The sequence below is a fragment of the Bradyrhizobium sp. B039 genome (genome assembly GCF_038965675.1).
Taxonomy (GTDB): Bacteria; Pseudomonadota; Alphaproteobacteria; order Rhizobiales; family Xanthobacteraceae; genus Bradyrhizobium; species Bradyrhizobium diazoefficiens.
Window position 1 is genome coordinate 7,953,642 of the sequence record NZ_CP152416.1, and the last position, 24,884, is coordinate 7,978,525.

Sequence of the window (24,884 nt, forward strand, 5' to 3'; positions counted from 1 at the left end):
TATCTGGCACGTGCAAGCGAAGCGCTGCAAAAGCATCCCATTCTTGGCCGCGTACGAACTAGCAGGACCCGTCTGAGCGCCGCCAGCACAGACAAACCGAATTCCTGTTTCGAGTTCAGACTTTGCGCTACACCGTGGTCCATCGGCGCGCTCTGCCTGCCCATAATTGCAACGCATGAGGCAGCCGCTCCTCCGCAAACTCCTATTCGTTCGACTTCACTCCATCGATCTCGAAATAGTGCTCGAGGTTAGAGACCAGATGTGGAACACGTTCGGCGGCCGCTGGTGGAGCACGCTGTACGCGGCAGCCTTCGAGGGTGAACGTCAGACTTTCATCCGCTTCGATTACGGCTGACAGCAACCGGCCTACGCAACTCAGATTCAATTGAGCCAGATCGATGCGCGGTGTCAATGCTTCGCCGTCTAGTGCTGAGTAAAGCCGAATCTTGCTACCGACCTGCGCAATTAGTATTCGGCTTCCAGATCGCGCCGTTAGCTCAGCAACTGTATCGCCTAGGTCTAGCTGTTGTACGCTCCACCGAAGAGGGATCGACGCATCCGGGAGCACCTGACGTTTTACAAACCAGCTCGAGATCGTCCCGGCGGCCTGATCAAACCAACTCGTCGGCGTTGGAACGTCGAGGGCGATTAGCGTGTCCGGCATCATGGAGAGGACGAACGCGCCGCCCGTGAACACCAACCTGGGCCGAGCCGCATCATTCTTGTTGGCCGAACCGCGTTCGTGAGTGAGCACGCCGTCATAGGGCGCTTCAAACGTGCGCCGACCAGTCAATTTCACCTCATCAGCTTCGAGGCGATAGGCGGACACCTCTGCGGCGCCCGGATATCCTTCCACGTCGGAGATCACCATCACCGCGTGCCGTTCGCTATCGACCGCGGCGGCAAAAACAGTTCCAGGTGGAATGTCATTGGGCGCGAGCTGCGTGCCACTCGCAAGTTCTACGATTGTAAACCCGCCTGGATTCGTCTCAGTCCTCGCGTCGCCGAGGACTGCGAGATCTCCTGCAGCGGACTTCCATATGCTGCCCCCACCTTCGGACGCAAACGGGTAGATCCCGCATCTACCGACCCGCCGCTCGTCTATCATCTCACAAATCACACGACCGTACATCCATTGTCCGACTGCGATAGCTGTCGCTAAATATTGTTTCCCTTTGCTTCCGGAGAATATCTGAGGGCATCCCATATCTTGGATGTCTGACTTAGCCTGCTCAAGCGACGTGCTGGTCCCTTTGATGAGGCTCATGGACGTCAAGTCAAGCGACGTCATGTCTTTTACTACCCGCGTATCGGTACCCAGATTGTGGTCGGGCGTGCAGGCATCTTCGGCTGCCTCATTCTCCATTGTCGGGGCTTGCACTATCTGGAACAGTTTCTGCTCGGGAACCGATCGAGGGAATTGCAGCCTGGATATTCCGAGAACCTCTAGAGTCGTTCCGCAGTCCTGGTGTAGATCATCAGAATAGGATTTCGACGTATCCTCATGTCGCGGCACCGTGCGTCTCTCGATAGCATCCTCGAACAGGTAGCTCAGTGGTGCAATTGAGATTGTCTTTTTTGCATCGTTATCTTCATCGTCGAACCATGCCAAGTTCTGGCAGTTCGAATGAAAGCGGAGATCAATATCCTCCCTTATCGCCGATGTCCGGGCTGTTCGGCGCGCAAGGTCAATACCTACGTAGTATGTCGTACTGTCGTCTCCTTCGATTTCCCTCACGGCAAATTCGATGAGAATGCGGTTCCGGTCGGCACGCAAGGGTCGCACGACAAATTCTCGGCTCGCGCGACCATCGTGGTTGATAGGAACGCGCATCAGAACCGTGGCACGCTTTAGATCAAACACGATGAACTCGATCTGACGTTGCTGCCGCTCCTGCTCAACGACCTCGACTACTTTCTCGGTGATAAGGACCGATACTCCAGCGTCGGAGTGTCGAAACTGAAAGAGCGGCGGCGGAACGTCGAGCCGCAGAACCCTATCCCCCTTGAGGTAGATTCCACCGGACCACCGGAAGATGCTTCCCGCTGGAACTGTAGCAAGAACCTCGTTCGCGGTGAGCAGGCGTTGCAAGCCGAACCTCGCGACATCGGACATTCGGGCCACGTCCCTTTCGGTAGTGAATGTCCCTGCATTGATCAGACGAGCGAGGGACGCCACGGCATCCGACACGAGCCGGTCGCTACCCACTTGTCCGGCGGCGGCCTGATATTGGCGCCGTCCCTCTTCAAGCGCCGTCTCACGTCGCGGTTGAACGTATCCGAAGAAAACTAAAATGGCGATCAGTCCAAAATACAGTCCACCCTTCAATGGATCCGCAATCCGCATGAATGCATGTAAAACGCCTTGCAGAGTCCCGCCTAGCGATAGCGCGCCGGCCGGCTTCGGAGCTTGAGCAAGAGCGGCGATGGGTACCCACCATTCGCGCATAAACGAATCCGGATCGTTCCCGACAGGGCGGAAGTAATGGCTGTGACCGCCTGCGAAGTACCTGTTGACAATGAAGTCGTCGGTGAATCCGTAGAAGCCGACCCGTCCGGCCATACCAGTTAACAGTACCAGCATTTGGCTCAGCACTAGAATTCCGTCGTTCGTTCCGCAATCATTGACCACCAACTTCAACTTTCCAGTCGCACGCAAGCGACGCCAGTTGAAATTGGATCGAAGGACGCTTCCGGAAAGGATCAGTGCTGGGATGACAGGTAATTCGTCAGGCTTGATGCCGCGGAGGGCGTGAGCCACAAGGTGCGTTCCGAAAGAGTGACAAACTATCGTGATCGAACTTCCTGGATTTTCCCGGATAATCTCACGAAGCCGGTTGCGGAAAGATCGGACAGCCAGCCAGCGAAAAATCGGAATCAGGAAGGCGATAACGCTAAAGTAGCCGTAACGGTACGATTTGACGTCGATGTTCGGATTTGCGTCCTGAACGAGGCTCTTAAGCCGCTCTTGCCATTCCCCAAACGTTCGAATCCCATGGACCGTTATGAGAATTGTTCGGCTCGCGGACATGTTCGCTCGCTAGAAAAATTCAGCCATTATGGCAGCATCTACCGTCACTACGGCGAACCAGGCGACGAAGTTTGTGTCAGAGGCTCTAGCAGTCATTTGCTGCAATGCTAGGAAAGTAGCATCGTAATACAATGCTAGTAGAAGTGGAAGAGCGGATCGCTCGAAAATCCGTGAAAGAATCTGATCTGAGGTATCAAATGACCTCGGAAGCCAACTTGCGGCTTCTCTATCAGATATGCCGGACTGAAAGTCCGGACAGGCTAGACTGGGGGCGAACCAAGTTGCAATGGCAATGCGTCTCGTCGGCACTACCATTGCGGGCATCTGGCACCCACACGACCCAAGGCGGGTAAAATTGACGCGAAGTGCATGCAGCGAGGCTTCAAGAAAGAGACCTCGACCGGCCCCCCCTTGCTCGACTCGCCCTCTGAAGTAGATGATGTCGTAATTTGCTCCGCTGCCCTGAATATTTCTCGTACGATCGACATCGGATCCTTCTGTTAGATCGGTCAGACCTGTGTCGTCGTCTCCGGTCAGATCAGCCTCAACGGTCTTCAGAAGCTTCGCCCGCCGTCACGACGTCACTCACATTTTTAACTGCTGATGATGCTTCGCTTTTTCAGATGTCCCGGTCCAATCCAGCATGGGCCAGGCTCACACCCCGACATGCAGTGTTCCGAACGATCGGGGCTAGCCAAGTTCGATCCCGATTCACTAACCGCACCAGTTTCGCACCAGAAACGACCTCAACAAAACGCAACGAACGCGATCAAACTCAAACGAAAAAGCAGCAAAATCAACGAAGCCGATCGATATCCTGCCGCATCCTGCCGCTCATAACGGTCTGGTTGCAGGTTCGAGTCCTGCCGGGCCCACCAGTATTTTCAAGGAGGGCTTGGCCCGCCCGTTCGCGCTTCGTCTTTTCGTCAACCAACGAAACAACCAATCCTACGTTCTTGCTCGGTGCCGAATGCGTTCCGATAGCGTTCGCTGCGGTACGCAGGGCGGGCCGGGTGGTGATGACCATAGGTTTCGCGAAGCGTCATTTCGCTCATACCCAAGAAGCCCGCGGCTTCCCACATCGGTGCCGCTCGCTGCATCAGCCAAGTTGCGGCGGTATAGCCGGTAGGTGAGACGTGGACAGTCCGACCGCGGGCGAATTGGCTAGGGGTGGGCCTCAAGCAGTTCTTTGCGGCCGATCTGAGCGCCGTCGATCCCGGCATGGCTGACGCTGATTGGTGAGGTTATGCGCTTTTGAGATGGCTCGGGTACTACGACGGCGGATGCGGCCCGCAAGATCGTCGGGCATGCCAGCAAGGAAAAACCTGCCAGCAGGTGTCTACGGGTCAGCATGCGCAGGTGTCTTGCTGAGATTAGCTAGTTTCTGCGCGAGCAGGATGCTTTGGCGCTGCAGGGCCTCCTCGATCACGTCAAGCTTCGCGCGCATCAGGCGCAGCGCAGTGGCCGATGCCGGCCGGTGCGCCACATCGAGTAGCATCAGCCGAGTGGACATCGCCTGATATTGCGCGGCGAAGTCGGTCACCTCGGAGCGGTAGGTTCGCAAAGCGTTCGTCAGCGCAACGATCGCTTGATCGGTCGATTTCTGCTCATGTTTGATGGCCCCCTAAATCACGGTCGGTGGATGCCTGCTCATGTTTGACGGCCTCTAGATCACGGCCGGTAGATGCTTGCTGATGTTTGATGACCTCTAAAGCGCGGCCGATCGAAGCCTGCTGAAGTTTCATGGCCGTGAGTTCGTCACGCGCCTTGTTCTGTAGACCACGCCGGCGGCCGCCAGGATGGCCAGTGCGGCAAGCAGCCATCGACGAGTGGGGTGGGTCATTCTGGGGTGCGGCGTTCAGAACTACTGACGGCTCGGGACAATCCTATAGCCGACACAATCGCCGCGAGTAAGCCCCGCAGGGGTCTCCCGCCGGCGCAGACAGATCTCCCGACTTTCCGGTCCCGATTTTTTAGCGACCTAGAATCGCCGCGCAATGATTTCACGCATTTCCCACATAACGTGAAGGAAAACTTCATGAAACGCATCATATGCGCGTTTTTTGCCGCGCTGATGCTCCTTGTCGCCGATTTGGCACATGCCGCAGCAAGTATCCGGGCGGCATTCCAATTATGGTTGATGATACTGATCCCGGTAGATGGCAGTCGCGATGATAATCAGCGCAGGAGGGCCTTCGTGCGCTGTCTTTCTGCGCCGCTTCTTCCGCGTTAAACGGGACCGTCATCTTTCTTGGATATTCGCGCTGGCCAATCTCGTGCAGCTCGCGGCCAACAGCCCAACTAAAGAGATTTGCACATGAGATTTCACGGCGCTCATAGGTCTCCTGGCGTCTACCACGCTTGCCGTTGCATTTTTGTGGACTTCGCGGTGACAACATGCAGACGCGCTTCGTCATATTCGATCGTGGCTGTATGCACCTCCGAGGCGATAGGCTAACCGATTGATTTCTGAGGTATGTGATAATCACACGATCGAGGCCGATTACGGGATCGATCATTCGCAGCGTTGTTTGGCAAGCGGGTTGGGACACTTGATGCGAACGATTCTTATAGCTCTAAGTATTTGGTTGTTGATCAACGTCCTCTTTGTACTAGTCATGATTCCTCCGCGCAAACCGCGGAAATCTAGCCGTCAGAACGGCACCGCCGGTAGGCTTTCACCCGCATTAATTAAGGAGAACGCCGAACCATCAAGCGAAGAGGATGATAGCTCTTCTCTTCGCCACGTTGTCATCGCGATCGGGCTGGGCGTCTTCTTTTCGCTGACGCCGCCTTTGCTTCAGGCTTACGATGCTATCAACGAGTTCGTTAACCGTCGCCGATCAAGACGAAACGCTTCGGCGACCCATCACAGCCTTGATCAGCACGCTGACGAAGTCTCCGATGTTGAGACCGGCCAGGACAAGAACCGTCGGTAGCCACCATTCGGGATGAATGTTCAATCCCATTAAGTCGTAGTCGGTCAGTGTTTCGCCGCCCGTGTCGCATTGGTGCTTTCCGGCGAATTGATCCACTTTTAGCAGTGGGCTCGGCGCGCGGCCGCCAGGAACCATGTCGGGGTAACGGTGCCGGGGGGCTCGACGGAGTCCGACTCCGCCGCGATCCAGCGCTACCTGGCGCATATGCGCCGCATTCCGTTGCCTAATGCGAGATAAGAGCAGCGAACATGACCTCAAGTTGAACCACACTACATGATCTTTAAGCGACTAATTTTGGGGCTTCAATATGAAGAGACTTCTGGGGCTTTTGCTGCTCGCCCAATCCTTCTTGCTTTCCGCCGAGGCCATGGCGCAGGGGCTTCCCGCTCCCTCATACTGGAAAAATGAACGAGGTTCGGAACTGCTTATTTGGTCCGCCAATAGCGGGACGATACAAGGGACTTTCACAAACCATGCTCAAGGGTTTGCGTGCCAGGGCATCCCGTATCCTGCAGCGGGATCCGTTAGTCCAACCGGCTTGTATTTTGTTGTTACCTTTGCCCAGTGCAATTCCTTTACCCGCTGGGTTGGAACAATTAAGGGGTCTCAGATGCCAACGTCTTGGACGCTGTTCTACGTTGATAACAAAGGCAAGCCTAGCAGGTTGAAGGGTGCGGATATATTCACGCGCGTATGGTAGTTTTCAATCTTCCTGCAAACGCAGCGACCTAAGATTTGAAGATCGCTCTCGCGACGTCTGCACTCCGAAGCGGCGTGTGACGCTGAGCCCGGCGCGCGCGGGCCCAGCGTCGCGCCGACGCGGCGGATTTCGGCCTATTCTCCGCCCTCGTAGAAGAGCTCGAGCGGCAGGTTGACCAGCACCGATCCAGTCCCGAGCAGTTGCATTCGGCGGTTCGGGTGGTAGACACTTCGCTAATACTTCGGTTCGAAGCGCGCTACTCTGCGCGGGTCATCCCTGAGCTCTAGGTTCATTCTCGAGGAGATCCTCAGCACGTGCCTTGGCGTCGTTTCTCGGGATTATTTTATGTCACCTATTCAAGCGATTAAAGACTGGTACGTGTCCCTGGACAACGAACTTCAATCAGACATCGCGTACATGTTCGTATCTCTGACTCTCGGTGATCGCCAGTTTGCTCCCGCTGCCGCTGTCCGAAGACTGTTGCAATGGTTTGACGTGCGTAGTGAAGGCACGGAACACGAGGATGCTCTAGCAGCCGTTACGTTTCGGGCCTCATTCGAATACATCTTTGCTGAGCGCTTCACGGGCGCCGGGTGGATCTTTCCGGAGCAAACTTTCAAGGACGTGATCCGCGAGGCTGCTGAAGGTAAAGAGGCAAGCAAGATTGCAACGAGCGCATTCCGGTTACTGCGGAGCCTTCCGGACCGGAGAACGAAATGGAAAGAGGCAGGTGAGAACTGGAATGCCCTAGTCAACTCGACAATCAACGATGATGCGTTGAGGCAGTGGACACAAGATCAGTTCCTGGCGAGCGACTACGGGCCGGCGCAAGACTGAAAAAGCTCCTCACCTCCCGCAATCCTCGCGACGGTGCACTTGCCAGGCGATTCTGGCGCCATCGATGTTAGAACCTCTATCCTCAAACTTGCTTTGTTTGAGTAGGAGTCAAGCGCAAATGCTGTTCGGCTCTTCGCTCCGCGCAGCAATACCGTGTTCGGCAAGTCGTCTCGATATGAACTGGAGAGGTGAAGCCTATGCGACGTTGTTACCCCATCAGCTCTTTTGCTGGAATCGCGGACTGAGACGAGGCATAGGCGCCTGAAATGAGCTTGTAACAACAACATGCCCTTTTCTCGAGGCACTTGGGTTCATCAATCTCCAAGACACCGCGCATCTTGCGGATCAGCCCTCGTTCTTCGAATCGGCTTAGAGTCTGCGTCACCCCAGCGCGACGAAGTCCCAAGACAGACGAAAGGTAGTCATGGGTAACTGGCAGCACACGAACGTCAGCAGCATCACTCGCCAAACAAAGCCAGCTCGCGAGCCTCTGTTCACGATCGTGCCGAACCCCGCACAATCCTGTCTGAACGCACTGAAATGTCAGCGCTTGAACGTACTCAAAGAGATGCTCTCGGATCTCAGGACGCTCTTCTACTAGCCGGCGCAATTCCTCAACACGGATCCTGTACGCGCTTCCGGGAAAGAACACCACAGATTGATGCGTCGAAAGATGTCCTCCCCACAAGAACGAAGCACCGACCACACCCCGATATCCTATGACGGCCGTTTCAAGCATGCTCCCCGCCGCGACAACCCTTAGCGAGACGAGGCCCGACTCCACGAAGTAGACGTGCTCTACATGCCTTTTCGGCTCTTGCAGAACCATACGCTCTTTCAGGACGATCGGCTCAAGGCACTCCCCCAATGCCGCGAGGCCGTCCGGAGAAATTCTGGACAGGATAGCATTTCTGACAGGGGGCCGCGTATTAGGTCGCAGGCTATCGAGCCGACGAAGCGTCGGCTGTGTGCCGGTAACTCCTGCGAGAGCGGGGTCACCCGAGCTGTCCCGCGGTTCAAGGACGGCTGGCACCCGATTGGTCATAGTGCAGTGCGTCCTCATAGCGTGGATATCTGCTGGAAACGTAGCCAAATACCCATACGGATTCCTGCAATGTGCAGCGCGTTGAGCACAAATCCGGCCTTAAGACGGCGTCTTTGACGAATTTCAACGCCTGACGGGGACCGACCGGGGTGTGGAGCAACTCGCCTTGGACTCGTCGGCGCCGGAACGCCGTCAGACCAGCGCGCCACGCTGTTACCGCCTGGCCGGGGATTGCGAAGTCCGTTGCGTGAGACGAACACAGCACCACTAAGGCAACCGCGCCTCGCCAGAGAACATTTCAGATGTCAGGCGAGAGTTTAGTCATGCTCCCTCTATGCCGAAATTCATTGTGACCCACACGAGTTTTGCTCTGATGATCTCAAGACAATCAATCAACCTTTTCAACCGCTGATGCCATGAGGGAGCACCGTTTGTCTCGCCGCAGGGACACCTGGCGACGACTGGCAGTCCCCTCGCACCGCCAAAGCGCAAACATGCTGCGTGGACACAGCCGGCCGCCTGCCTCGCGTCAGTTTTCCTCTAATAATGATTGGAACCGAGGCGCAAAATAAAGATCAATCTGTCATAAGGGTCGCTAGTCCCGGGCTCCGGCGGTCCGCGGTAAGGTCGCATTTTTATAGAATTTAGCTTCAGTGAGGTCGGAATGAGAGAAAGGCTAATACCTTCACGCACAGGCAAGTTCGGTTTTCAGATGATAGCCGCAATAGTGGGAGGGCTCCTCGCTGGAGCCGCTCTAGGCGCCACCCCCTATGTAATTTCGCAAAAGGACCGAGAATTCAGACCCCAAGAAATCGTAATAAAGCGCGGCGAGACCCTACGGTTTATCAACGATGACGGTGAGCTCATGCACCACACCTATTTGAGCTCAGACACCTTCGAGTTCGATTCTGGCGATCAACAGCCAGGCAGCCAATTCGACGTCGTCTTTTCTGTGGCTGGTGATTACACTGTGTTGTGCGGCATTCATCCCAAGATGAAGCTTGGCGTGCACGTCAAAAAGTAGGGCCCTACAGAATTGAGGTGTTGAAGATCGCTGCATGACCGACATAGTAGGCGAACAGCGTAACCGTCAACGCCGCACATAGTCCGGCCGGAGCGAGCCAGGGAGCGCGATAGTCGGCTTCCCTCGGCTGATTATCGGAAAGTATCGCGACCAGTACGACGATGATCGCCGAGTGCCCGATCACATCAAGCTTGCCAAATTCGAAGCACGCGCTGATGAACATTCCAAGCAGTATGGCAGCCGCAACGCGCCGGACCAAGGGCGTCCAAGCTAGGGCAAACGCGAGCGTGAATTCGATCATGCCAGCGGCGCGCATATAGAACTCACTATCGAACCCGAGCGTCATGCCGGGGTGCTCGATCAGAAGTGGGAAGCTCCATTCCGGGTAGGCCCACTTTTCCACCGAAGCCCACATCAACGTGACGGCGGTTGCGTAGCGCACGACATCGAGTGGCGGAACGCCGAACAGATCTTTTTGCAAGCCAGCGAGGGCGAGGTAGGCCGCAAGGCCCAAAAAGATCGGATAATCGGCCAGATGAAACGTGCCGTAATCTCGAACGGCGAGCCCGAACAGAACGACAATTCCCGCCGCGGAGAAGGGCATCGTGCGGCGCGACAGCAGGCCTGCTGCGATGGCGAGTTGCAAAGGCCCAACCATTGACGAAGTCGTTTTCAATTCCGGGGTCAGCAAGATACCGCCCACCGCCCAAAGCGAGATGAAGAAAAATCCGCAGACAGCCCGGATGATTTCCTCAGTGTGTAGTCGCAATCCGTCCGTGAAGCGGTTGAGGGAGCGGGCCGCCAGCTCAGCCAAAGACGTCCGTTCAACCATGCAGCCGGAAAAAAACCAGAGCAGGGCAAGAGCCAACAGCAGTTCAAAATCCTGGCACAGTACGTTTTCGAGGCATCGGGGCTGGCCGGCAGCGTCATAGGCACAGAACCATTTGACATGGGCACTGGCACCTTGTGTTCCCAAGAACCAGAAAGAAAGTGCCACGATGGACCTTGCAAAAAGGGAGCTTCTCCGGAATGCCGCAAAGGCATCCCGCGTCGGAGACCTGAACATAAAAAACCACCCCTTTTGGAAAAGCGCCCGCCTCTGACGATTTGTTCAACTTAGCACAAATCTTAAGGATGTGACGGCGCTCGCATCCGAAGGTTGTTTGCTGGGTTAATGGGGACACGCCGGCAAGGATTTGTGCGGCGAGACTATCGCGCACGTCCCTTCAATTTTACAGATTTTGACGACGGGCCTTCAATGCAAGTGTCGTACTGAATGTCAGACAAAAAACGGATGTCCGGAGTAGTCCATGTTTGGTGCGTTTCGTACGAAGAGGGTGCCAGTCGGCTCTGCGCTGGCCCGCACCGCGATGCGGCTCACAGCATGCAGTGAAACCCTGGAGACGTGGGCGGGCGGTTTCCTCATCCTCGTGTTGGGCTTGCTGGGAGCGGCATTGCCGCACTTCCCCTGAGAGCCTCCCCGACCGCGCGATCGGGGTACCGGTCATCGCGCCAACCTGGGAAAAGTCGTATCCGTCGAGGATGCGGTGAGCGTCTGAAGAAAAGCGATCAGATCCGCCTTTTCGCTTTCCGTCAGAGATAGAGGCTTTATTGAAGGCGAGCGGCTCGGACGGTCAATCCCACCCTTGTCATAGAGTTCGATGACCTCTTCGAGGGTTGCGACCGATCCATCATGCATGTAGGGAGCACGCCGCGCGACATCGCGCAGTGTCGGCGTTTTGAATGCGTACCGCAGCTTTTGCGACGTCGGAAAAAGCCGACCGCGTCCAACGTCGTCGTTCCTTGCGACGCCAATATCGTGAAACGATCCGTCAGTGAACGATGGTCCACTGTGGCAGTTTGAGCAATGGGCTTTGCCGTTGAAAATCTCAAAGCCGCGTTTTGCCGCGGCGCTGACGGATGTCACGTCTCCCATGATCCACCGGTCGAATGGCGCTTCGCCAGCCACGATGGTTCGTTCAAAAGTCGCCAACGCGGCTTCGATCCTGGGTCGCGTGATCGCACCGTCCCCGAATGCGGCTGCGAATGCATCAGCATAGGCCGGGATAGCGGAGAGACGCGCGATCAATTCTGATTCCGTCAAATTCATGTTGGGCCGGCCTGTGATCGGCCCGAACGTGACGGCTTCGAGAGTCTTGAATTTGCCGTCCCACCCCAACGGTTCGGTGAACGCCACGTCGATCAGGGTCGGCGCACGCAATGGCAGGCCGCTGGGATCCTCGCCGACCGCACGCGCGAGGCCATCACCCCAGGAAAGCGACGGATTGTGGCACGTTGCGCAGGAACGGGTGCGGGACTTCGAGAGCAGCGCATCGAAGAAGAGTCTTTCCCCGAGAGCAGCTTTCGGCACCGTGTAGGGATTACGATCGGGAAAAGGGATCGCCGCCGGCCGACGATAGCTGGCGCGCGCCGTGGCATCCGCTGATGTCTCCGCCGCTGCCGAGGCAAAAGGTTGGCCCAGCGGAAAAAGGGCCGCGAGCAAAGCTAAGCTGACCCAGATCCTCATCGGCTCCTCGACGATATAGTGCTCCTATATGGCAACCCCGGAAAAAAAGCCTTAATAGCAAGTATCGGATGCTGGCGATTAATCGAAATCTCCTTCAGAGAACCCTTGCGCCTCCATGACTGGGGCGCGCCAACAATTGATGAAGTGGGCCCGTGTGACATTATAATGGAAGCCCTCGATGAGTTTCATTTCAGAGCGCTCAACAAAACCGTAGGCAGGAGCTGCGGCGCGCTGATAGCGCCGTTGATTATGATCGCGCCCGACGATCGGAACCTTTGTGGCTCGGTTGCTAACATGTCGACGCACCATGTGGATCCTGAACGCATTGAAACCCAACGGCGAGAGCGAACTCAGGACCGAACAACACTCAGGAAAGTCCTGGTTCGTCTTAGCCGGTCATCGCACCGCTTAAATGACGTCTCGCGAGGCCGCCTCTCAGATTCAGGATCGTTGATGCGATCTCGGTAGCAGGGACCGGGCGGCTGAATAGGAATCCCTGCGCCTCGTTGCACCCTTCCGCCCTTATTTGATCCAACTGTTCAATCGTCTCGACCCCCTCCGCCGTTATTGTTATGCCAAGGCTTCTTCCAAGGCTGGTAATGGCTCTTACGATTAATTTAGATCCATTTGTCGCTGTTGCATCACGGACGAATGACTGATCGATCTTGAGCTTGTCAAAGGGGAAGCTGCGCAGATAGCTCAGCGAGGAGTATCCAGTACCAAAATCATCTAAGGCGATGCTCAGCCCCTGCGCCTTCAGCTTGTGCAGTGTTGCAACCGTCTCGGCGCTGTTTCCAAGGAGAACAGACTCCGTGATTTCCAATTCGAGCCGGTGCGGGGCCAGCGTTGAAGCATCAAGCGCGTTGGCGATAACCTCTGCAAATCTTGGATCCCGAATCTGAGTCGCCGAGACATTGACGGCAATCTTGAGCTCGCTCGGCCAACCGGCCGCCTGCTCGCAGGCGCGGTTGAGAACCCACTCACCCAGTGGAGTGATGAGACCGATGTCTTCTGCAATGGGAATGAATTGGTCGGGTGGCACCAGGCCACGCTTCGGATGAGGCCAGCGCAATAATGCTTCGAAGCCGCTGATCCGGTCCATCCGCAGGTCATAAATGGGTTGATAGAACAGAGTGAACTCGTCCTTGTCCATGGCCTCGCGAAGATCGAGTTCGAGCGCGCGGCGGCTCTGCAAACTTGCCGCTTTCGACGCAATGGCGACAGGCCCGATAATCCGCCGTGCCAGCAACCACGAAAAAAGCCCGGACAGAAGGAGCGCAACGGTCAGCGCCACCACATTCAGTTGCAGATCCCGTTTGATCGCGGCAAGGGCTCGCTGACGGAATAGAAAACCATCCCCGGCCGTATAGTTCACCAGCAATTCAATCTGCTGATTTACGACGTTTGAGAGCTGGTCAACGTCATCGATTTCCCGAGCGCTCGCTTCATTATTCCCGGTGCCATCAGCTTGAAAGCGACGGCGATGAATCGCGACCCAGGCGTTTGCAGCTTCTTTAACTTTTGCGGCTGCCTTCGCAGCTCGCGCTGATTGCGACCTTTCAGCCGCAATAGTGACATCTTCCGAAAGCGTCTTCGCCAGCTTGTCGATTTCATCATCTAGTCGAGGACGGGCCGACGGCTGCCTTGTGACGTGTGAAGATGCCACGCGCATCGCGGCAAAATCGGCACCAGCCGCACGTGCGTAGTTGATCGACATCAAGGACTCATCGAAAGTCCGCGCAACCAGGTCGCCTGCGTGCCGGATACCAAGGACGGAATACCCTCCGAGGCTCACTGCGATCGCGCTCATCGCAAGACAAAAGCACAAGATCGCAATTCGGATCGACCCTCGAGCCGAGACAAAGCGGGAGAAACAGGCCGTCACGGACTGAAATGCCTCAAGGACCACTTTCGATTGATTGGCAAATCTGCCGACGACCAAAAGACTCATCCAGGTGTCTTTCGCTAAAACAAGAATTTCCGAGCAGCAGCATCGAGACGATCCGTTCACCCCCTCGCCGCACCAATTCTCAAGTTCCGCCGAATTCAGAGAACTAGCTCGCCTCTGACTAGAGCTGTTCTTGCACATGCGGTGGAGAAAAGAGGTCGCCAAGGGAGGCGGCTTTTGATTATTTCAGAGAGCTGCTGATCGAAGCGAATTTCGTATTGAGTTTAGTGCCTAGCCCATTCACGACCGCGATGATTGCAAGCGAAATACCCGCCGCTATCAGCCCATATTCTATGGCAGTAGCCCCGGACTCATCGCGTAAAAAGTGTACTAGCGTTTTCACGGTGCGTGCCCTTCAGAGCTGGCCCCGCAAATTCGGACAGTAGCTTGAGTGGATTTTCTGCCTGACAGCGGCGAGGATTCTTGCTGCGAATCAGGAGCGAAGATGACGAAGAAGAGCCGCCGGACGCATTCTCCGGCATTCAAGGCGAAGGTTGCTTTGGCTGCGGTCAAAGGAGACAAGACACTGGCGGAGCTGGCGCAACTGTTTGATGTTCATCCGAACCAGATCACGATCTGGAAAAACCAGCTCCTGGAAGGCGCCGCCGGCGTGTTTGGGCATGACAAGACATCGGCCGAGACGCCGGTCGATTTGAAGGCGTTGCATGCCAAGATCGGCGAGCTGGCGTTGGAAAACGATTTTTTGTCCGGCGCGCTCACCAAGGCGGGCCTGCTGAGCGCAAAGCGATGATCGACCGCGGTCATGATCTTTCTATCGTGCGCCAGGCGAAGGTCCTGAAGCTGGCTCGCAGCACGGTCTACTATGAACCTCGGCCAGTTTCGGCCGAGGACCTTGCCTTGATGCGTCGGCTCGATGAGCTGCATCTCGATTATCCCTTCGCGGGAGCGCGTATGCTGCGATCGTTGCTGCGGCGGGAGGGGGTATACGCCGGTCGCCGCCACATCGCGACGCTGATGAAGCGCATGGGGATCGAGGCGGTCTATCGTCGCCCGAACACGAGCAAGCCGGCTCCGGGTCACAAGATCTACCCGTACCTGTTGCGCGGATTGAAGATCGAGCGGCCCGACCATGCGTGGGCAATGGACATCACCTACATTCCGATGCGGCGTGGCTTCGTCTATCTCGCGGCGGTCGTCGATGTGTTCAGCCGACGGGTCCTGGCCCATCGCGTCTCGATCACAATGGAGGCGGCCTTCTGCGTCGAAGCGGTCCAGGAGGCGTTGGCGAAGCACGGCAGGCCCGCGATTTTCAACACGGACCAGGGCAGCCAGTTCACCAGCCTCGAGTTCACCGATGTGCTGCTGGACGCGAAGATCGCCATCAGCATGGATGGCAAGGGCGCCTGGCGCGACAACGTGTTTGTCGAGCGGCTCTGGCGCACGGTCAAATACGAAGAAGTTTATCTCCGCGCCTACGACAGCGTGTCCGAGGCGCGAGCGTCAATTGCCAAGTATCTGGCCTTCTACAATCAGGGACGCCCTCACTCGAGCCTTGACGGGCGCACGCCCGACGAGGCTTACTTCGGCACGCAAGCTATGGTGATGGCCGCATGACCGTCGCCGACGATTTTGTCGTCGCTCTGGTCGGGCTACGCCCTCCCGACGCAACGACAAAATCGTAAAGCCCCGCGTTCAGCATAACCCGGCAGGAATCCACTTAAATCCAGCGGGGCGCTGTCCAAACAACCGGGGCCAGCTCTTTCTAAGATCTAACGCTCGGGATTTACCGGCAATTTGTTAAAGCCGGCAGAATCTCATTCGAGAATCCGTTTGGTGTGGCGCCAAAACTTTGTACGGAACGTACAAATACGCGCACACTTTGTAAAGTCGCGGTGAACCTCTCGTCGTCCAGTTACTAGTCTCAGGCGGGTGCAGGTGGCGATCTCGGCGTTGGCGATCGACATCTCGCCCGAGGAGTATCGCGCCGAACACGGCCGCGCGGTCGGATGCCCGGTCGAGGATAGGCCCCCTGCTGGCCTTCTAAGGATTTCCCGCAGAGTATCGGGATCATCGTGTGCTCTCACAATATCTCCTGGAGAACGGTTCGGGATAGTTCGGCAGTGGCCATAAACCTGCACGCTAGGGAGTTTGGGCTCCGCCTACCTGCATGACCCGTCACCCCCGCATGGTTGACGGAACACTCGATCAACCGTCCTCGTTGAACTGCTGCCGTGGAAGCTGGGGAAATCTTGTCAGAGCTGCGCGACGTGCAGGGACCGGACGCTTCCTCGCCGGCGAGTAGCACTCGGGCGAGAAACAGCGTCCCGGCGGTTCGTCTTCACCAGATCGCTAGGCTTCCTTAGGATCAGAGACGCCGCCACCGTGCATTCATGGCCGGACGACCGGATCAGGCGATAATTGCAATAGGCAGCCGAACAGGCCCGTAGCAGATTGCAGGTGGTCAAACCGGCCGGCGATCCGCTTTATGATGGCACATGTTGGTCGCCGAAGCGTCGACTTCATCGAGGAAGTGAACTTCTCTTATCGCCAGCTTCCGCAATCGCGACAACGTTTCTCAGCTTGGCTACATCGATCCGACAAGTGCTTCCCCAATCTGCCACTCCGTCTTTACAGATCGAGACCAGCTTTGATGGAGTGATCAGTACCGTCGCGAGAAGGGCTAAGCGATCGACCATTTTTGTGGTTTCGGCCTGCTGCGCAGTTGCGTCTCTGTTATCGGCAGGAAGGCGCCCGTCTGAACGGTTGCCGATGTTGCCTGACAGTCGACCGTTTGCCCCGCTGCCACTCGCGCCAACTGCCGAATGTCAAACAAGCCTCCAGATCAGCAAACTATGCCGACCCACTGATCAAGCTAGCTGCAAGCGCAAGAATCCGAGGCCAATGTAATGAATACTTAAGCGCTGGGCTGGGTTGAATGGCGCCTCCGGGTTTCAATCGAGCGCAGCTCGGCGAGCGCGCTCACAGTGTTAGAATAATTAGGTACTGCTCGCTCGAAAGCTCGAGAATAATCGTCAAGCGGAGCTTCGCCACTATTCAGGAACAAACAATCTCGATGCACACCCCACACACCTCTCGTTAATGACGGTCGCGTTTGCGATCGCAACTGACGCCCAATAAGTTTCTAGATTTGATCAATACGTTTTCAAGGTTCTGCTGCGCCGGGCTTGGAAGTGCCCGCCCCCTCCGAGATGGAAGCACCAAAGCGATAGAGGCCTTGATAGCATCCCGCATGCGAATTCGGCGCAGTACAGCGTTAAAGTAGAGTTCCGGTGTCGAGGCATTTTGCAATAGGTCTCATTCAATATCCGGAAAAGGGGCATGGGCGCGATTCCGAGCTTCTAATGGGGGAGAATGCGATGCGACCGCTGCGTAAAGCACGAGAGTCATAGCCGAGCGGACGATATTTTGTACATAACGTTCAAATCTGTGGCCGAAGCAACACGCTCGGGCGAGTAACGGGATCGTTCGTACGTCCCGTGCTGTGTTTGTCGCCGCCGCCCTGATTTGACTATTAATGGTTGGCGAGCACAGGGAAACTCTTCGTTCGTACTCACTTGCTCGGAAAAGGTTCGATATGAATCATGACGACAACGGAAATCGCCATGAAGTATCTGTGATGACGGACGAACAGCTCGAACTGGAGCACTGCAAGCAACAGATTGCTCGTCTCAAACAGCTGGTTATTCGCCTTTCTGAAATTGCGTTGCGCAACGTCGTAAGAGCCGCCGAGGACCGAAAATCGGAACGCGCGTGAGTCTCTGTCGGCCCACCGAACGACCAGCCCCGGAGGGAAACGAACGTTGCGCCGTAGCGCGCTGTTCTTTGCAGCGCGGCTCCCGCCGGGGGCAGGGAGCAGCCTCGCCCCTATCTCCATAGGGGCGAGGCTCCTATTTTATAGCCGGAACTTTGAGGGTTCAGACCGGCATCGAGCTTGGCGTATCGCGCGTCGCCCGACGCGTGGATATTCCTTCGCATCGACAGCGATCACGCGCGACGTGCCGAGCACATTCTTGCGAGAGCAGTGGCTCGCATTTGCGACGGCAACGCCAGCAAGCAATGCCGTCGCCGCGCCGGCGAGTTGTGAGGCCCATTGGTGCAGGCCTAGTCTACCACCGCAACGGAGAAAAGCGGCGCGCCTATTTTGTACCAAGGGAAGCTGTCTCGCTCCTCTCAATGGGGCGCGAAGTGGATTTCGATCCTGACCGCAACCGGATGGGCGGGCCGGCATTGGGCGAAATGTCGTTTACTCAAGAGTACTTTCGCCGGCTGGCTCGGGAGTGTGAGCTGCCCGCGCGCTTTTTCGCGCTGCTTGACGGCGACGCCTCAGAGTACGCCCCCGAGGAAGCCGAGCAGGAGTGTTGCCGGAAACACTCTGCGTCCGCAACGGCTCCCACCTCTCCAGATCGGCGTGGATAACCAGGTCACGTGGCCCAAGGAGGAAGCGCTTATCACTGCTCCTCATGCCCAAGACCAAGGATCACTTGCAGTCCGTCCACATCGCCCTGACGGCCAACTCTCTCGACGAACGCGGCGCCTTGACGGTCGTCTCTCCTTCTCAGCTGCACCGGCTCGATGCCGGAGGCAAACTCGATCACCGGCTGGTAGCGCTTGGCGGAAGTGCTGAAATATATCACGCCCGAACGCCGCCGCTGAAACAACTGCACGTCGCTCGAGCCCTGCGGCGTCGAGATTTTGACTTTGTGCTCGCGGTTGATGAAGCCGAACACGCGCAAGGTTTCCGAATCCACTCCTGGCGCTGCTGCACAAACCAGCTCTAGCCAAGCGCGGCCCCTTGGTCATTGCGTAGCTCGATTACGTCGGGGTCAGCTTGTGGCGGTCGCCGTTCCAGATCGTTATCGCTTCCTCGGGCGTGCCGACCGCCTTGGTCGAGACCTCCATGCCGTAGGGTTCGCTCGCAACGAAGGCGCCTGCTCGCATCCTCCTGGATCAGGACCGGGTAGCACTTGGCAATCAAGCACCTCCGGATCGGACGCCTCCGATTTCGTGTTGCTCTCACTGGTATTCGGATCAACTGCCATTCTGTAGTCTGCCTCAAGCAGCTCCACTAGCCGCTCGACGCGAGCGATCCGGAATGGCTGGGACGGCTTTGTCATCAGGGCAGGTCCCTGGGATCGAATGCGAAGAATCCAATGATGAAGATGACGAGCGTGCGAGGAGTGGCGTTCATGCGCCGGGCTGTCGGTCCTCCGCCGAATGCCAGTCCGCGCCGTGGAGGCGGATCATCTCGCGACGGGACCGCTCGATGAAGACGCGCTCAACGCAAAAGCCGGCGGTGACTGAAGCCGCCAGCGCAAGGCCGCAGGCGATATAATCATTCATGAAATTCCAAAACATGTTGCTGCCGGCGACGCCGACAAAAGTAAGTGCCATGACGGTGTTACGAATTGCCTTAACCACGTTGTTCCCCCAGCCGGTCGGCGAGGCACTTTAGCATTGCAACCATGACGCTTAGCAGCGTTTGATGGTTGTGATCCGCCGTCTTTCTGCTCAATCAGCTTGGGTCCGGCCGTGTTGTCGCGCCCCGTGGAATCCGATCGATAACGTATCTCGCTCTGTGCCATGAAACGTGGTGACGTCTTGGCAGACAGCCTTCGCCAGCCGATAGGACGCAGCATCCGCTTTGCAGCGGTTTCGGCCAGCGCAGCCGAGCAGAACAAATAGCACTGCATCTCTGGACCATAGAACGAGGCGTTCTCGGCGTCGGCAGCAATTCGTGCGGGCTCAATCCGTTCCAAAGCCCACGCACGGAAGCGCTTCGCATTTTGCCAATCATTCGCAGAATTTCGGCATCATGAGGCCCTACATCAGAGAACTTCTGCTTAATTGCCCAATACTATCATTATTCCCGTGGGGCAACGAAGCGAACGAATGGCCCGTTTCTACTTTAATCTGGCAGGCAAGCAGAATGTCGACGACCCCGGCGGGTTAGCATTCGAAGACGAGCTGCAAGCCTTCCGTGCGGCAGAACGCTTAGCAAAAGATCTGGCGAGTGCTCAACCTCTGCTGCGGGGTACAACCTGCGTGGTCGTTACACGCAGGGACCGAGGTGAGGCCTATTACGTAAGCGTGTGACAGCGCTTCCAAATCAGACGTCTCGGCCACTACTGACGTATCATCTGCCGGGGCAGCCGCCCCGAGTTGTGGGACCACCGAGCCGATTGAGGGAGGGCTCGTTTTCCCTAGTTAGACTTGCCTGCAACGCCACCGTCAGGCACGATTTCGAAGAACCCCGATTGCACCATGTCCATCAAGACCTATATCGGCGCGGTCGAAGCGGCGCACGATGATGGCTGATTGGGCCGCGTTCTGCGATGGCAAGCGCGCTGCGGACGGCGTGGTCGTGCCGATGTCTCGCGCGATTGCGTGACGAATAACTTTCTGACTTTCGAATCGTGGAGAGCCTGTTTCCCACCAAGTAGAACTAGATGCCGTAATGGGCCCTGCTTCGAGCAAGGGGTCATGATGGTGGCTGTCCCCCGATAGATGATGAAACGGGGTCACGACTTGAGTCGGCCCCAAGCATCTAGAGACGGAGGACAGCCGTGGAGAACTATGCCGGAATCGACGTGTCATTGGAACTGTCGAGCGTGTGCGTTGTGGATGCCCAGGGTAAGATCCTGAAGGAAGCGAAGGTCGCGAGCGAACCCGACGCCTTAGTCGAGTTTTTCGAGAGGCTTGGCTTTGCAGCAAAGCGAATTGGGCTGGAAGCGGGGCCGCTGTCGCAATGGCTGCATGCAGGCTTGAAAGGAGCGGGGCTCGAGGCAGTCCTGCTCGAGACGCGACATGTTAAGGCCGCATTGTCTGCAATGACGGTGAAGACTGATCGCAAGGATGCCCGCGGGATCGCCCAGTTGATCCGGATGGGATGGTTCCAGCCGGTACACGCGAAGTCGGTCGGCGCCCAGGAGATCCGGGCACTCCTGATCGCACGCAAACAGCTTCTCGGGCGACTTATCGATGTGGAATTAAGTATCCGAGGGATTTTGCGCGGCTTCGGGCTGAAGGTTGGCCCGGTGACGCGGAGGAGTTTCGAAGCGCGGATCCGAGAGTTGGTTGCGGGGCAAGCGACATTGGAGCGTATTGCCAGTGCGATGCTTTCGGCACGATCGGCCTTGAAGGCAGAGTACGGAAGGCTGCACAAGGCTGTACTGGCAATTGTGCGTGACGATGCAGTCTGTCGCCGGCTGATGACAGTACCGGGCGTTGGCCCCCTGGTGGCTGTTACCTACAAATCGGCGATTGATGCCCCTCATCGCATCGTAAAATCGAAGGCGGCAGGCGCGCTGTTCGGGCTTACGCCAAAGAAATATCAATCGGGAGAAAAGGACGTCACAGGCGGGATCACGTTGGCCGGCGACGAGACGGTGCGCACGGTGTTGTATGAAGCCGCCAATGTTCTGCTGTCGCGCATCACGCGGTTCTCAAAACTCAAGCGCTGGGGGATGGACGTCGCCAAGCGGCGAGGCTCAAAGCGCGCAAAGGTCGCCCTGGCACGCAAGCTCGCAGTGATCCTGCATCGGATCTGGATCGACGGCACAACTTACCGATGGACTGACGCCGGCCCGATCGCAGCATAGAAAACGTCTAGGAGATCAAGAACGCAACCGAGCTGAACTGAAGCTCGGTGCCCGAAGTCCCGTCGCCGGGACGGTGGATCCGGTGAAGCCGTTACACGGCCAGTGGTCGTCATCTGACGAACCCCGCGCATCTAGATAGGCTCACCGCTCCCTCTGACAGCATGATGTGGCGGCCAGGCGTTGACCACGGACAGAAGCATGAGCTCGGCGACGAGACGTTCACTCGGGAGGCTTGACATCATCGGGCCCATTACAGAAGGCCGTGAACCCATCTGTGGACGCCCCGCGAGATGCAAGCGGTTTTTGAAACAGACCACGAAAAGCACCAGAGAGTTGCAGCTACTGGGTCCACCATTGTGCCTCCGAAATCCCGCGCGCGCCGCCCTATCGCCTGAAGGGATTTCGTTGGGACCCGGCGCAACTGGAAAAACTGCAAGGACCGCCAGATGAGGGTGAGCGCCACCCGGGTTTATTAACCCTCCGCCGATCATGCAGAAAGACGGCAAAAGGTGGCCCATCGGCGCCGATTATGGAACCGGTTGTGGTGTTAAATGCCCCGAAACGATGGCAGAAACGAAGGAGATGCTCCGGCTCCGCATACTCGGCTCACACACCGACGACTGACGCAGGATCGCCCGCGATGACAAAGCAGAGCGAGCATAGATCAGCATGGCGTATCTGCAGAAGCAGCTCGCTAGGCAGCGAAAAGCCCTCGGCGAACTCGGTGAGCGCGTGTCGCGTGCCGAACGTGAGATCACGAAAGATCGCGCCGACAGACTCGAGCCGGCATTGCTTGGACTAGTGTCGACTGAAAACCCCGACACTGACGAAGAGAAGATCATGCCCGTACAAATGAACGCCGAGCTTTTCTGCAAGCTGCAGGAACTATCCCGCCATAACGCGGTCGCCCGCGCGCTTGTCTTCTTGTGGGAAACCGGCACCCTGACCTACGAGGACTGGGCGACGAAGGCGATCTCTCTTCTCATTGATCAGAACGAAACGCTCTCGGCGATCGCCGTGGATGCGGAGAAGCGCGCCTGCCGCCTGCCCAAAACTCCGCCCGTAGCCTCACCCACACGTTGAGAGAGATCGTCCCGTGTCCGACACCCCCAAGACCGGAACACCGCACCCCGGGCCCGCGCTGCGGCTTGTCAGCGGCGCGAAACAGGAGCCGCTGCGCTGCCCCGCCGCTGGCCGCGATGCCGAAAGCGAGAAGACGCTTTGCTTCTACTTCAACCGGCGCATGACCGATGACGAGATGCGGCACCAGAGCTGGCCCCGGTTATCTGAACAGCAATTCCGCGTCGATAAGTGGAGTTTCTGCCAGAGTTAGGCTGCCGCGCGGAACGGCAGCGGGCTGAAGTAAGCTTGATCGGGGGTGCCGCCGTCAAGGCTCGAGTGGGGACGCCGGCCATTGTAAAAGGCGAGGTATCGGCCGATCGAGGCGCGGGCGTCGGACACGGTGTCGTAGGCGCGCAGATAGACCTCTTCGTATTTGATGCTGCGCCACAGACGCTCGACGAACACGTTGTCGCGCCAGGCGCCCCGACCGTCCATGCTGATGGCGATGCCATGACTGGCGAGCATGCCGGTGAACGCGGCGCCCGTGAACTGCGAGCCTTGGTCGGTATTGAAGATGTCCGGCTTGCCATGGCGAGCGAGAGCGTCCTCCAGCGTCTCGACGCAGAATGCGGCTTCCATAGTGATCGAGACGCGCCACGACAGCACCCGGCGGCTGAACCAGTCCAGCACCACCGCGAGATAGACGAAGCCGCGCGCCATCGGGATGTAGGTGATGTCCATCGCCCAGACCTGGTTCGGGCCTGTGATCTCCATCCCGCGCAGCAGATACGGATAGATCTTGTGCCCGGGTTCGGGCTTGGTGGTACGCGGCCGGCGATAGAGCGCCTCTATCCCCATCCGCCGCATCAGCGTTTTGACATGCCGGCGGCCGATCTTGCACCCCTCGGCAGCCAGCAGGTCTCGCAACATTCGCGAACCGGCGAAAGGAAACTCCAGGTGCAGCCGGTCAAGCCGCTGCATGATCGCGAGGTCGGCGGGCGACACCGGACGTGGTAGATAATAGATACTGCCACGGCTGATCTTCAAAACTTCCGCCTGTTTGGTGATCGGCAGGTCGTGCTCACGGTCGATCATCGCTTTGCGCTCAGCAGGCCGGCTTTGCTGAGCGCGCCTTCTAAAAAATCGTTCTCAAGCGTCAGCTCCCCGATCTTGGCGTGCAGCGTTTTCACGTCTACCGCGGACTCGCTCGCTCTGTTGCCACCGCCAGGACCAAACACCTCGGCCGCCGCCTCCTGAAGCTGGGACTTCCACTGCGTGATCTGGTTCGGGTGCACGTCGAAATGCTCAGCCAGCTGGGCCAGCGTCATCTCGCCCTTGATCGCCGCTAACGCCACCTTGGCCTTGAATGCCGGTGCGTGTTGCCGGCGGGCTCGTCTGCTCATCGTCTCTCCTGATTCGCGGGACAATCTTGCCCGCCGTCAGGCAGAAACTCCACTTACCGCCCTGTCCAGATTTCCGGAGCCAGCTCTACCTTCACGCGGTCAGGCAGGCGGCAGCCTACTCGCCGATCATCGACGGCCAGCCCAGCAAGCAAACGAGCGGAGTCTCAGAGCAGGAGGCGGCGGCAGTGCTACGGCGCTACCTGCTCATGCGCGAGATTGACGGTCACTGAGAAAGTTCCTCTTTTTCATCCGCGCCCCCCGACAAAGTCTCGCTAAATTTCAAACTGAGACACTACCCGTTAGTCGGTTCAACTCGCAGCGTCAGGACGCCCGTGATGGCGGAGGCGACGAAGACAGTCACTCGCACCACTTCCGGGAACAGCACACCAATCAATGGTGTCAGAGTCCGGGGAGACCCCAGTAGAACACGCCGACCAGGCCGGCAATAAGGCTTGTATAGAGGACGTGGGGGACAATGGAGAGCAGGTACTGCTTACTCGCTCACCGCTGTGAGTGCCCTGCCGGCGGCCAATCGGCTCCTTGGTTCGGGCGACGATCAGAAGGCGGCGAACGATTATCTGCTGACCTGCGCTTCCTCGGAGACGACAAGGATTGAAGCAACGCAATCCACCGGGAGCAACAAGCCGCCGCATCGCCCATCAGACGCGTTTCCACGGTGAAGATCAGCGCTTGCGAGGCCGGTTCGTGGAAAATTTTCGCGATTGGATGGGCTCCTGCAAAAAGATTGTCTTTTCAGACTCCACCGCATTTTGCGGCACCGGCCGAAG

Annotated in this window: 23 protein-coding genes; 11 read left to right on the forward strand and 12 right to left on the reverse strand. The window is 57.4% G+C overall.

Features of this window, described 5'->3' with window-relative positions; genetic code table 11:
- Positions 1–202: 202 nt before the first annotated feature.
- The 3 genes from AAFG50_RS37480 to AAFG50_RS37490 form a co-directional block, all read right to left on the reverse strand.
- Positions 203–3,031, reverse strand: a complete 2,829-nt coding sequence (locus tag AAFG50_RS37480) for a hypothetical protein (RefSeq protein ID WP_342714089.1) — start codon at positions 3,029–3,031, stop codon at positions 203–205.
- 1,339 nt (positions 3,032–4,370) lie between these two features.
- The gene (locus AAFG50_RS37485) at positions 4,371–4,595 is read right to left on the reverse strand and encodes a hypothetical protein (protein WP_014498116.1); all 225 of its coding nucleotides are present in this window, start codon (positions 4,593–4,595) and stop codon (positions 4,371–4,373) included.
- Positions 4,596–4,638: 43 nt separating this feature from the next.
- A complete protein-coding gene (locus tag AAFG50_RS37490; RefSeq protein WP_155256745.1) occupies positions 4,639–4,776 on the reverse strand; it encodes a hypothetical protein in 138 nt (45 codons plus the stop codon).
- Positions 4,777–5,069: 293 nt separating this feature from the next.
- Here AAFG50_RS37490 and AAFG50_RS37495 point away from each other — a divergent pair, with 293 nt between their 5' ends.
- The 4 genes from AAFG50_RS37495 to AAFG50_RS37510 all read left to right on the forward strand — a co-directional run bounded on the left by AAFG50_RS37495 (position 5,070) and on the right by AAFG50_RS37510 (position 7,507).
- Positions 5,070–5,264 carry a hypothetical protein gene (locus tag AAFG50_RS37495; protein ID WP_014498117.1) on the forward strand — a complete coding sequence of 65 codons (195 nt, stop codon included), beginning with the start codon at positions 5,070–5,072 and terminating at the stop codon, positions 5,262–5,264.
- Between the two features lie 229 nt (positions 5,265–5,493).
- Positions 5,494–5,970: a hypothetical protein gene (locus AAFG50_RS37500; RefSeq protein WP_225895088.1), complete on the forward strand. Its 477-nt coding sequence runs from the start codon at positions 5,494–5,496 to the stop codon at positions 5,968–5,970.
- Positions 5,971–6,337: 367 nt separating this feature from the next.
- The gene (locus AAFG50_RS37505; protein ID WP_231088703.1) at positions 6,338–6,670 is read left to right on the forward strand and encodes an avidin/streptavidin family protein; all 333 of its coding nucleotides are present in this window, start codon (positions 6,338–6,340) and stop codon (positions 6,668–6,670) included.
- Positions 6,671–7,015: 345 nt separating this feature from the next.
- Positions 7,016–7,507 (forward strand): hypothetical protein, encoded by a 492-nt coding sequence (locus tag AAFG50_RS37510; protein WP_014498119.1) that lies wholly within the window; start codon positions 7,016–7,018, stop codon positions 7,505–7,507.
- A gap of 208 nt (positions 7,508–7,715) precedes the next feature.
- Here AAFG50_RS37510 and AAFG50_RS37515 read toward each other — a convergent pair whose 3' ends face one another.
- Positions 7,716–8,570, reverse strand: a complete 855-nt coding sequence (locus tag AAFG50_RS37515; protein ID WP_306328939.1) for a Crp/Fnr family transcriptional regulator — start codon at positions 8,568–8,570, stop codon at positions 7,716–7,718.
- Positions 8,571–9,216: 646 nt separating this feature from the next.
- Between AAFG50_RS37515 and AAFG50_RS37520 the strand changes: the two genes are divergently transcribed.
- The gene (locus AAFG50_RS37520) at positions 9,217–9,576 is read left to right on the forward strand and encodes a methylamine utilization protein (RefSeq protein ID WP_014498121.1); all 360 of its coding nucleotides are present in this window, start codon (positions 9,217–9,219) and stop codon (positions 9,574–9,576) included.
- A 4-nt stretch (positions 9,577–9,580) separates the two neighbouring features.
- Here AAFG50_RS37520 and AAFG50_RS37525 read toward each other — a convergent pair whose 3' ends face one another.
- The 4 genes from AAFG50_RS37525 to AAFG50_RS37540 form a co-directional block, all read right to left on the reverse strand.
- The gene (locus AAFG50_RS37525) at positions 9,581–10,573 is read right to left on the reverse strand and encodes a hypothetical protein (RefSeq protein WP_018646721.1); all 993 of its coding nucleotides are present in this window, start codon (positions 10,571–10,573) and stop codon (positions 9,581–9,583) included.
- A gap of 507 nt (positions 10,574–11,080) precedes the next feature.
- On the reverse strand, positions 11,081–12,103 hold the full coding sequence (locus AAFG50_RS37530; protein ID WP_011084368.1) for a cytochrome c peroxidase: 1,023 nt from the start codon (positions 12,101–12,103) through the stop codon (positions 11,081–11,083).
- Positions 12,104–12,491: 388 nt separating this feature from the next.
- Positions 12,492–14,054 carry an EAL domain-containing protein gene (locus AAFG50_RS37535; RefSeq protein ID WP_231166598.1) on the reverse strand — a complete coding sequence of 521 codons (1,563 nt, stop codon included), beginning with the start codon at positions 14,052–14,054 and terminating at the stop codon, positions 12,492–12,494.
- Positions 14,055–14,232: 178 nt separating this feature from the next.
- The gene (locus AAFG50_RS37540; RefSeq protein WP_011084366.1) at positions 14,233–14,394 is read right to left on the reverse strand and encodes a Flp family type IVb pilin; all 162 of its coding nucleotides are present in this window, start codon (positions 14,392–14,394) and stop codon (positions 14,233–14,235) included.
- 102 nt (positions 14,395–14,496) lie between these two features.
- Between AAFG50_RS37540 and AAFG50_RS37545 the strand changes: the two genes are divergently transcribed.
- Both AAFG50_RS37545 and AAFG50_RS37550 read left to right on the forward strand, forming a co-directional pair.
- A protein-coding gene (locus AAFG50_RS37545; RefSeq protein ID WP_109866565.1) for an IS3-like element ISRj2 family transposase occupies positions 14,497–15,626 on the forward strand; the annotation gives its coding sequence in 2 pieces (ribosomal slippage) (positions 14,497–14,749 and positions 14,749–15,626; 1,131 coding nt in all).
- 1,981 nt (positions 15,627–17,607) lie between these two features.
- The gene (locus AAFG50_RS37550) at positions 17,608–17,787 is read left to right on the forward strand and encodes a hypothetical protein (RefSeq protein WP_074077659.1); all 180 of its coding nucleotides are present in this window, start codon (positions 17,608–17,610) and stop codon (positions 17,785–17,787) included.
- A 694-nt stretch (positions 17,788–18,481) separates the two neighbouring features.
- Here the strand turns inward: AAFG50_RS37550 and AAFG50_RS37555 are convergent.
- The 3 genes from AAFG50_RS37555 to AAFG50_RS37565 all read right to left on the reverse strand — a co-directional run bounded on the left by AAFG50_RS37555 (position 18,482) and on the right by AAFG50_RS37565 (position 19,451).
- Positions 18,482–18,781: a hypothetical protein gene (locus tag AAFG50_RS37555; protein WP_018646718.1), complete on the reverse strand. Its 300-nt coding sequence runs from the start codon at positions 18,779–18,781 to the stop codon at positions 18,482–18,484.
- A 64-nt stretch (positions 18,782–18,845) separates the two neighbouring features.
- Positions 18,846–18,971: a hypothetical protein gene (locus AAFG50_RS37560; RefSeq protein ID WP_018646717.1), complete on the reverse strand. Its 126-nt coding sequence runs from the start codon at positions 18,969–18,971 to the stop codon at positions 18,846–18,848.
- 246 nt (positions 18,972–19,217) lie between these two features.
- Positions 19,218–19,451, reverse strand: coding sequence for a hypothetical protein (locus AAFG50_RS37565; protein ID WP_011084363.1), 234 nt, complete (start codon positions 19,449–19,451; stop codon positions 19,218–19,220).
- Positions 19,452–19,922: 471 nt separating this feature from the next.
- On the opposite strand from AAFG50_RS37565, the gene AAFG50_RS37570 reads away from it, so the two are divergent.
- The 4 genes from AAFG50_RS37570 to AAFG50_RS37585 all read left to right on the forward strand — a co-directional run bounded on the left by AAFG50_RS37570 (position 19,923) and on the right by AAFG50_RS37585 (position 22,964).
- Complete coding sequence (locus AAFG50_RS37570) at positions 19,923–20,126, forward strand: hypothetical protein (protein ID WP_131233107.1); 204 nt, start codon at positions 19,923–19,925, stop codon at positions 20,124–20,126.
- Positions 20,127–20,596: 470 nt separating this feature from the next.
- Positions 20,597–21,631, forward strand: a complete 1,035-nt coding sequence (locus AAFG50_RS37575; RefSeq protein WP_011084361.1) for an IS110 family transposase — start codon at positions 20,597–20,599, stop codon at positions 21,629–21,631.
- A gap of 669 nt (positions 21,632–22,300) precedes the next feature.
- On the forward strand, positions 22,301–22,714 hold the full coding sequence (locus AAFG50_RS37580; RefSeq protein ID WP_011084360.1) for a hypothetical protein: 414 nt from the start codon (positions 22,301–22,303) through the stop codon (positions 22,712–22,714).
- A 13-nt stretch (positions 22,715–22,727) separates the two neighbouring features.
- On the forward strand, positions 22,728–22,964 hold the full coding sequence (locus AAFG50_RS37585) for a hypothetical protein (RefSeq protein WP_018646715.1): 237 nt from the start codon (positions 22,728–22,730) through the stop codon (positions 22,962–22,964).
- On the opposite strand, the gene AAFG50_RS37590 is transcribed toward AAFG50_RS37585, so the two are convergent.
- Positions 22,961–24,096 (reverse strand): IS3-like element ISBj3 family transposase gene (locus AAFG50_RS37590; RefSeq protein ID WP_085973330.1). Its coding sequence is split into 2 segments (ribosomal slippage): positions 22,961–23,838 and positions 23,838–24,096, totalling 1,137 coding nucleotides; the frame shifts between segments, so codons are not numbered across the junction. The genes AAFG50_RS37585 and AAFG50_RS37590 overlap by 4 nt on opposite strands.
- Positions 24,097–24,884 lie beyond the last annotated feature (788 nt).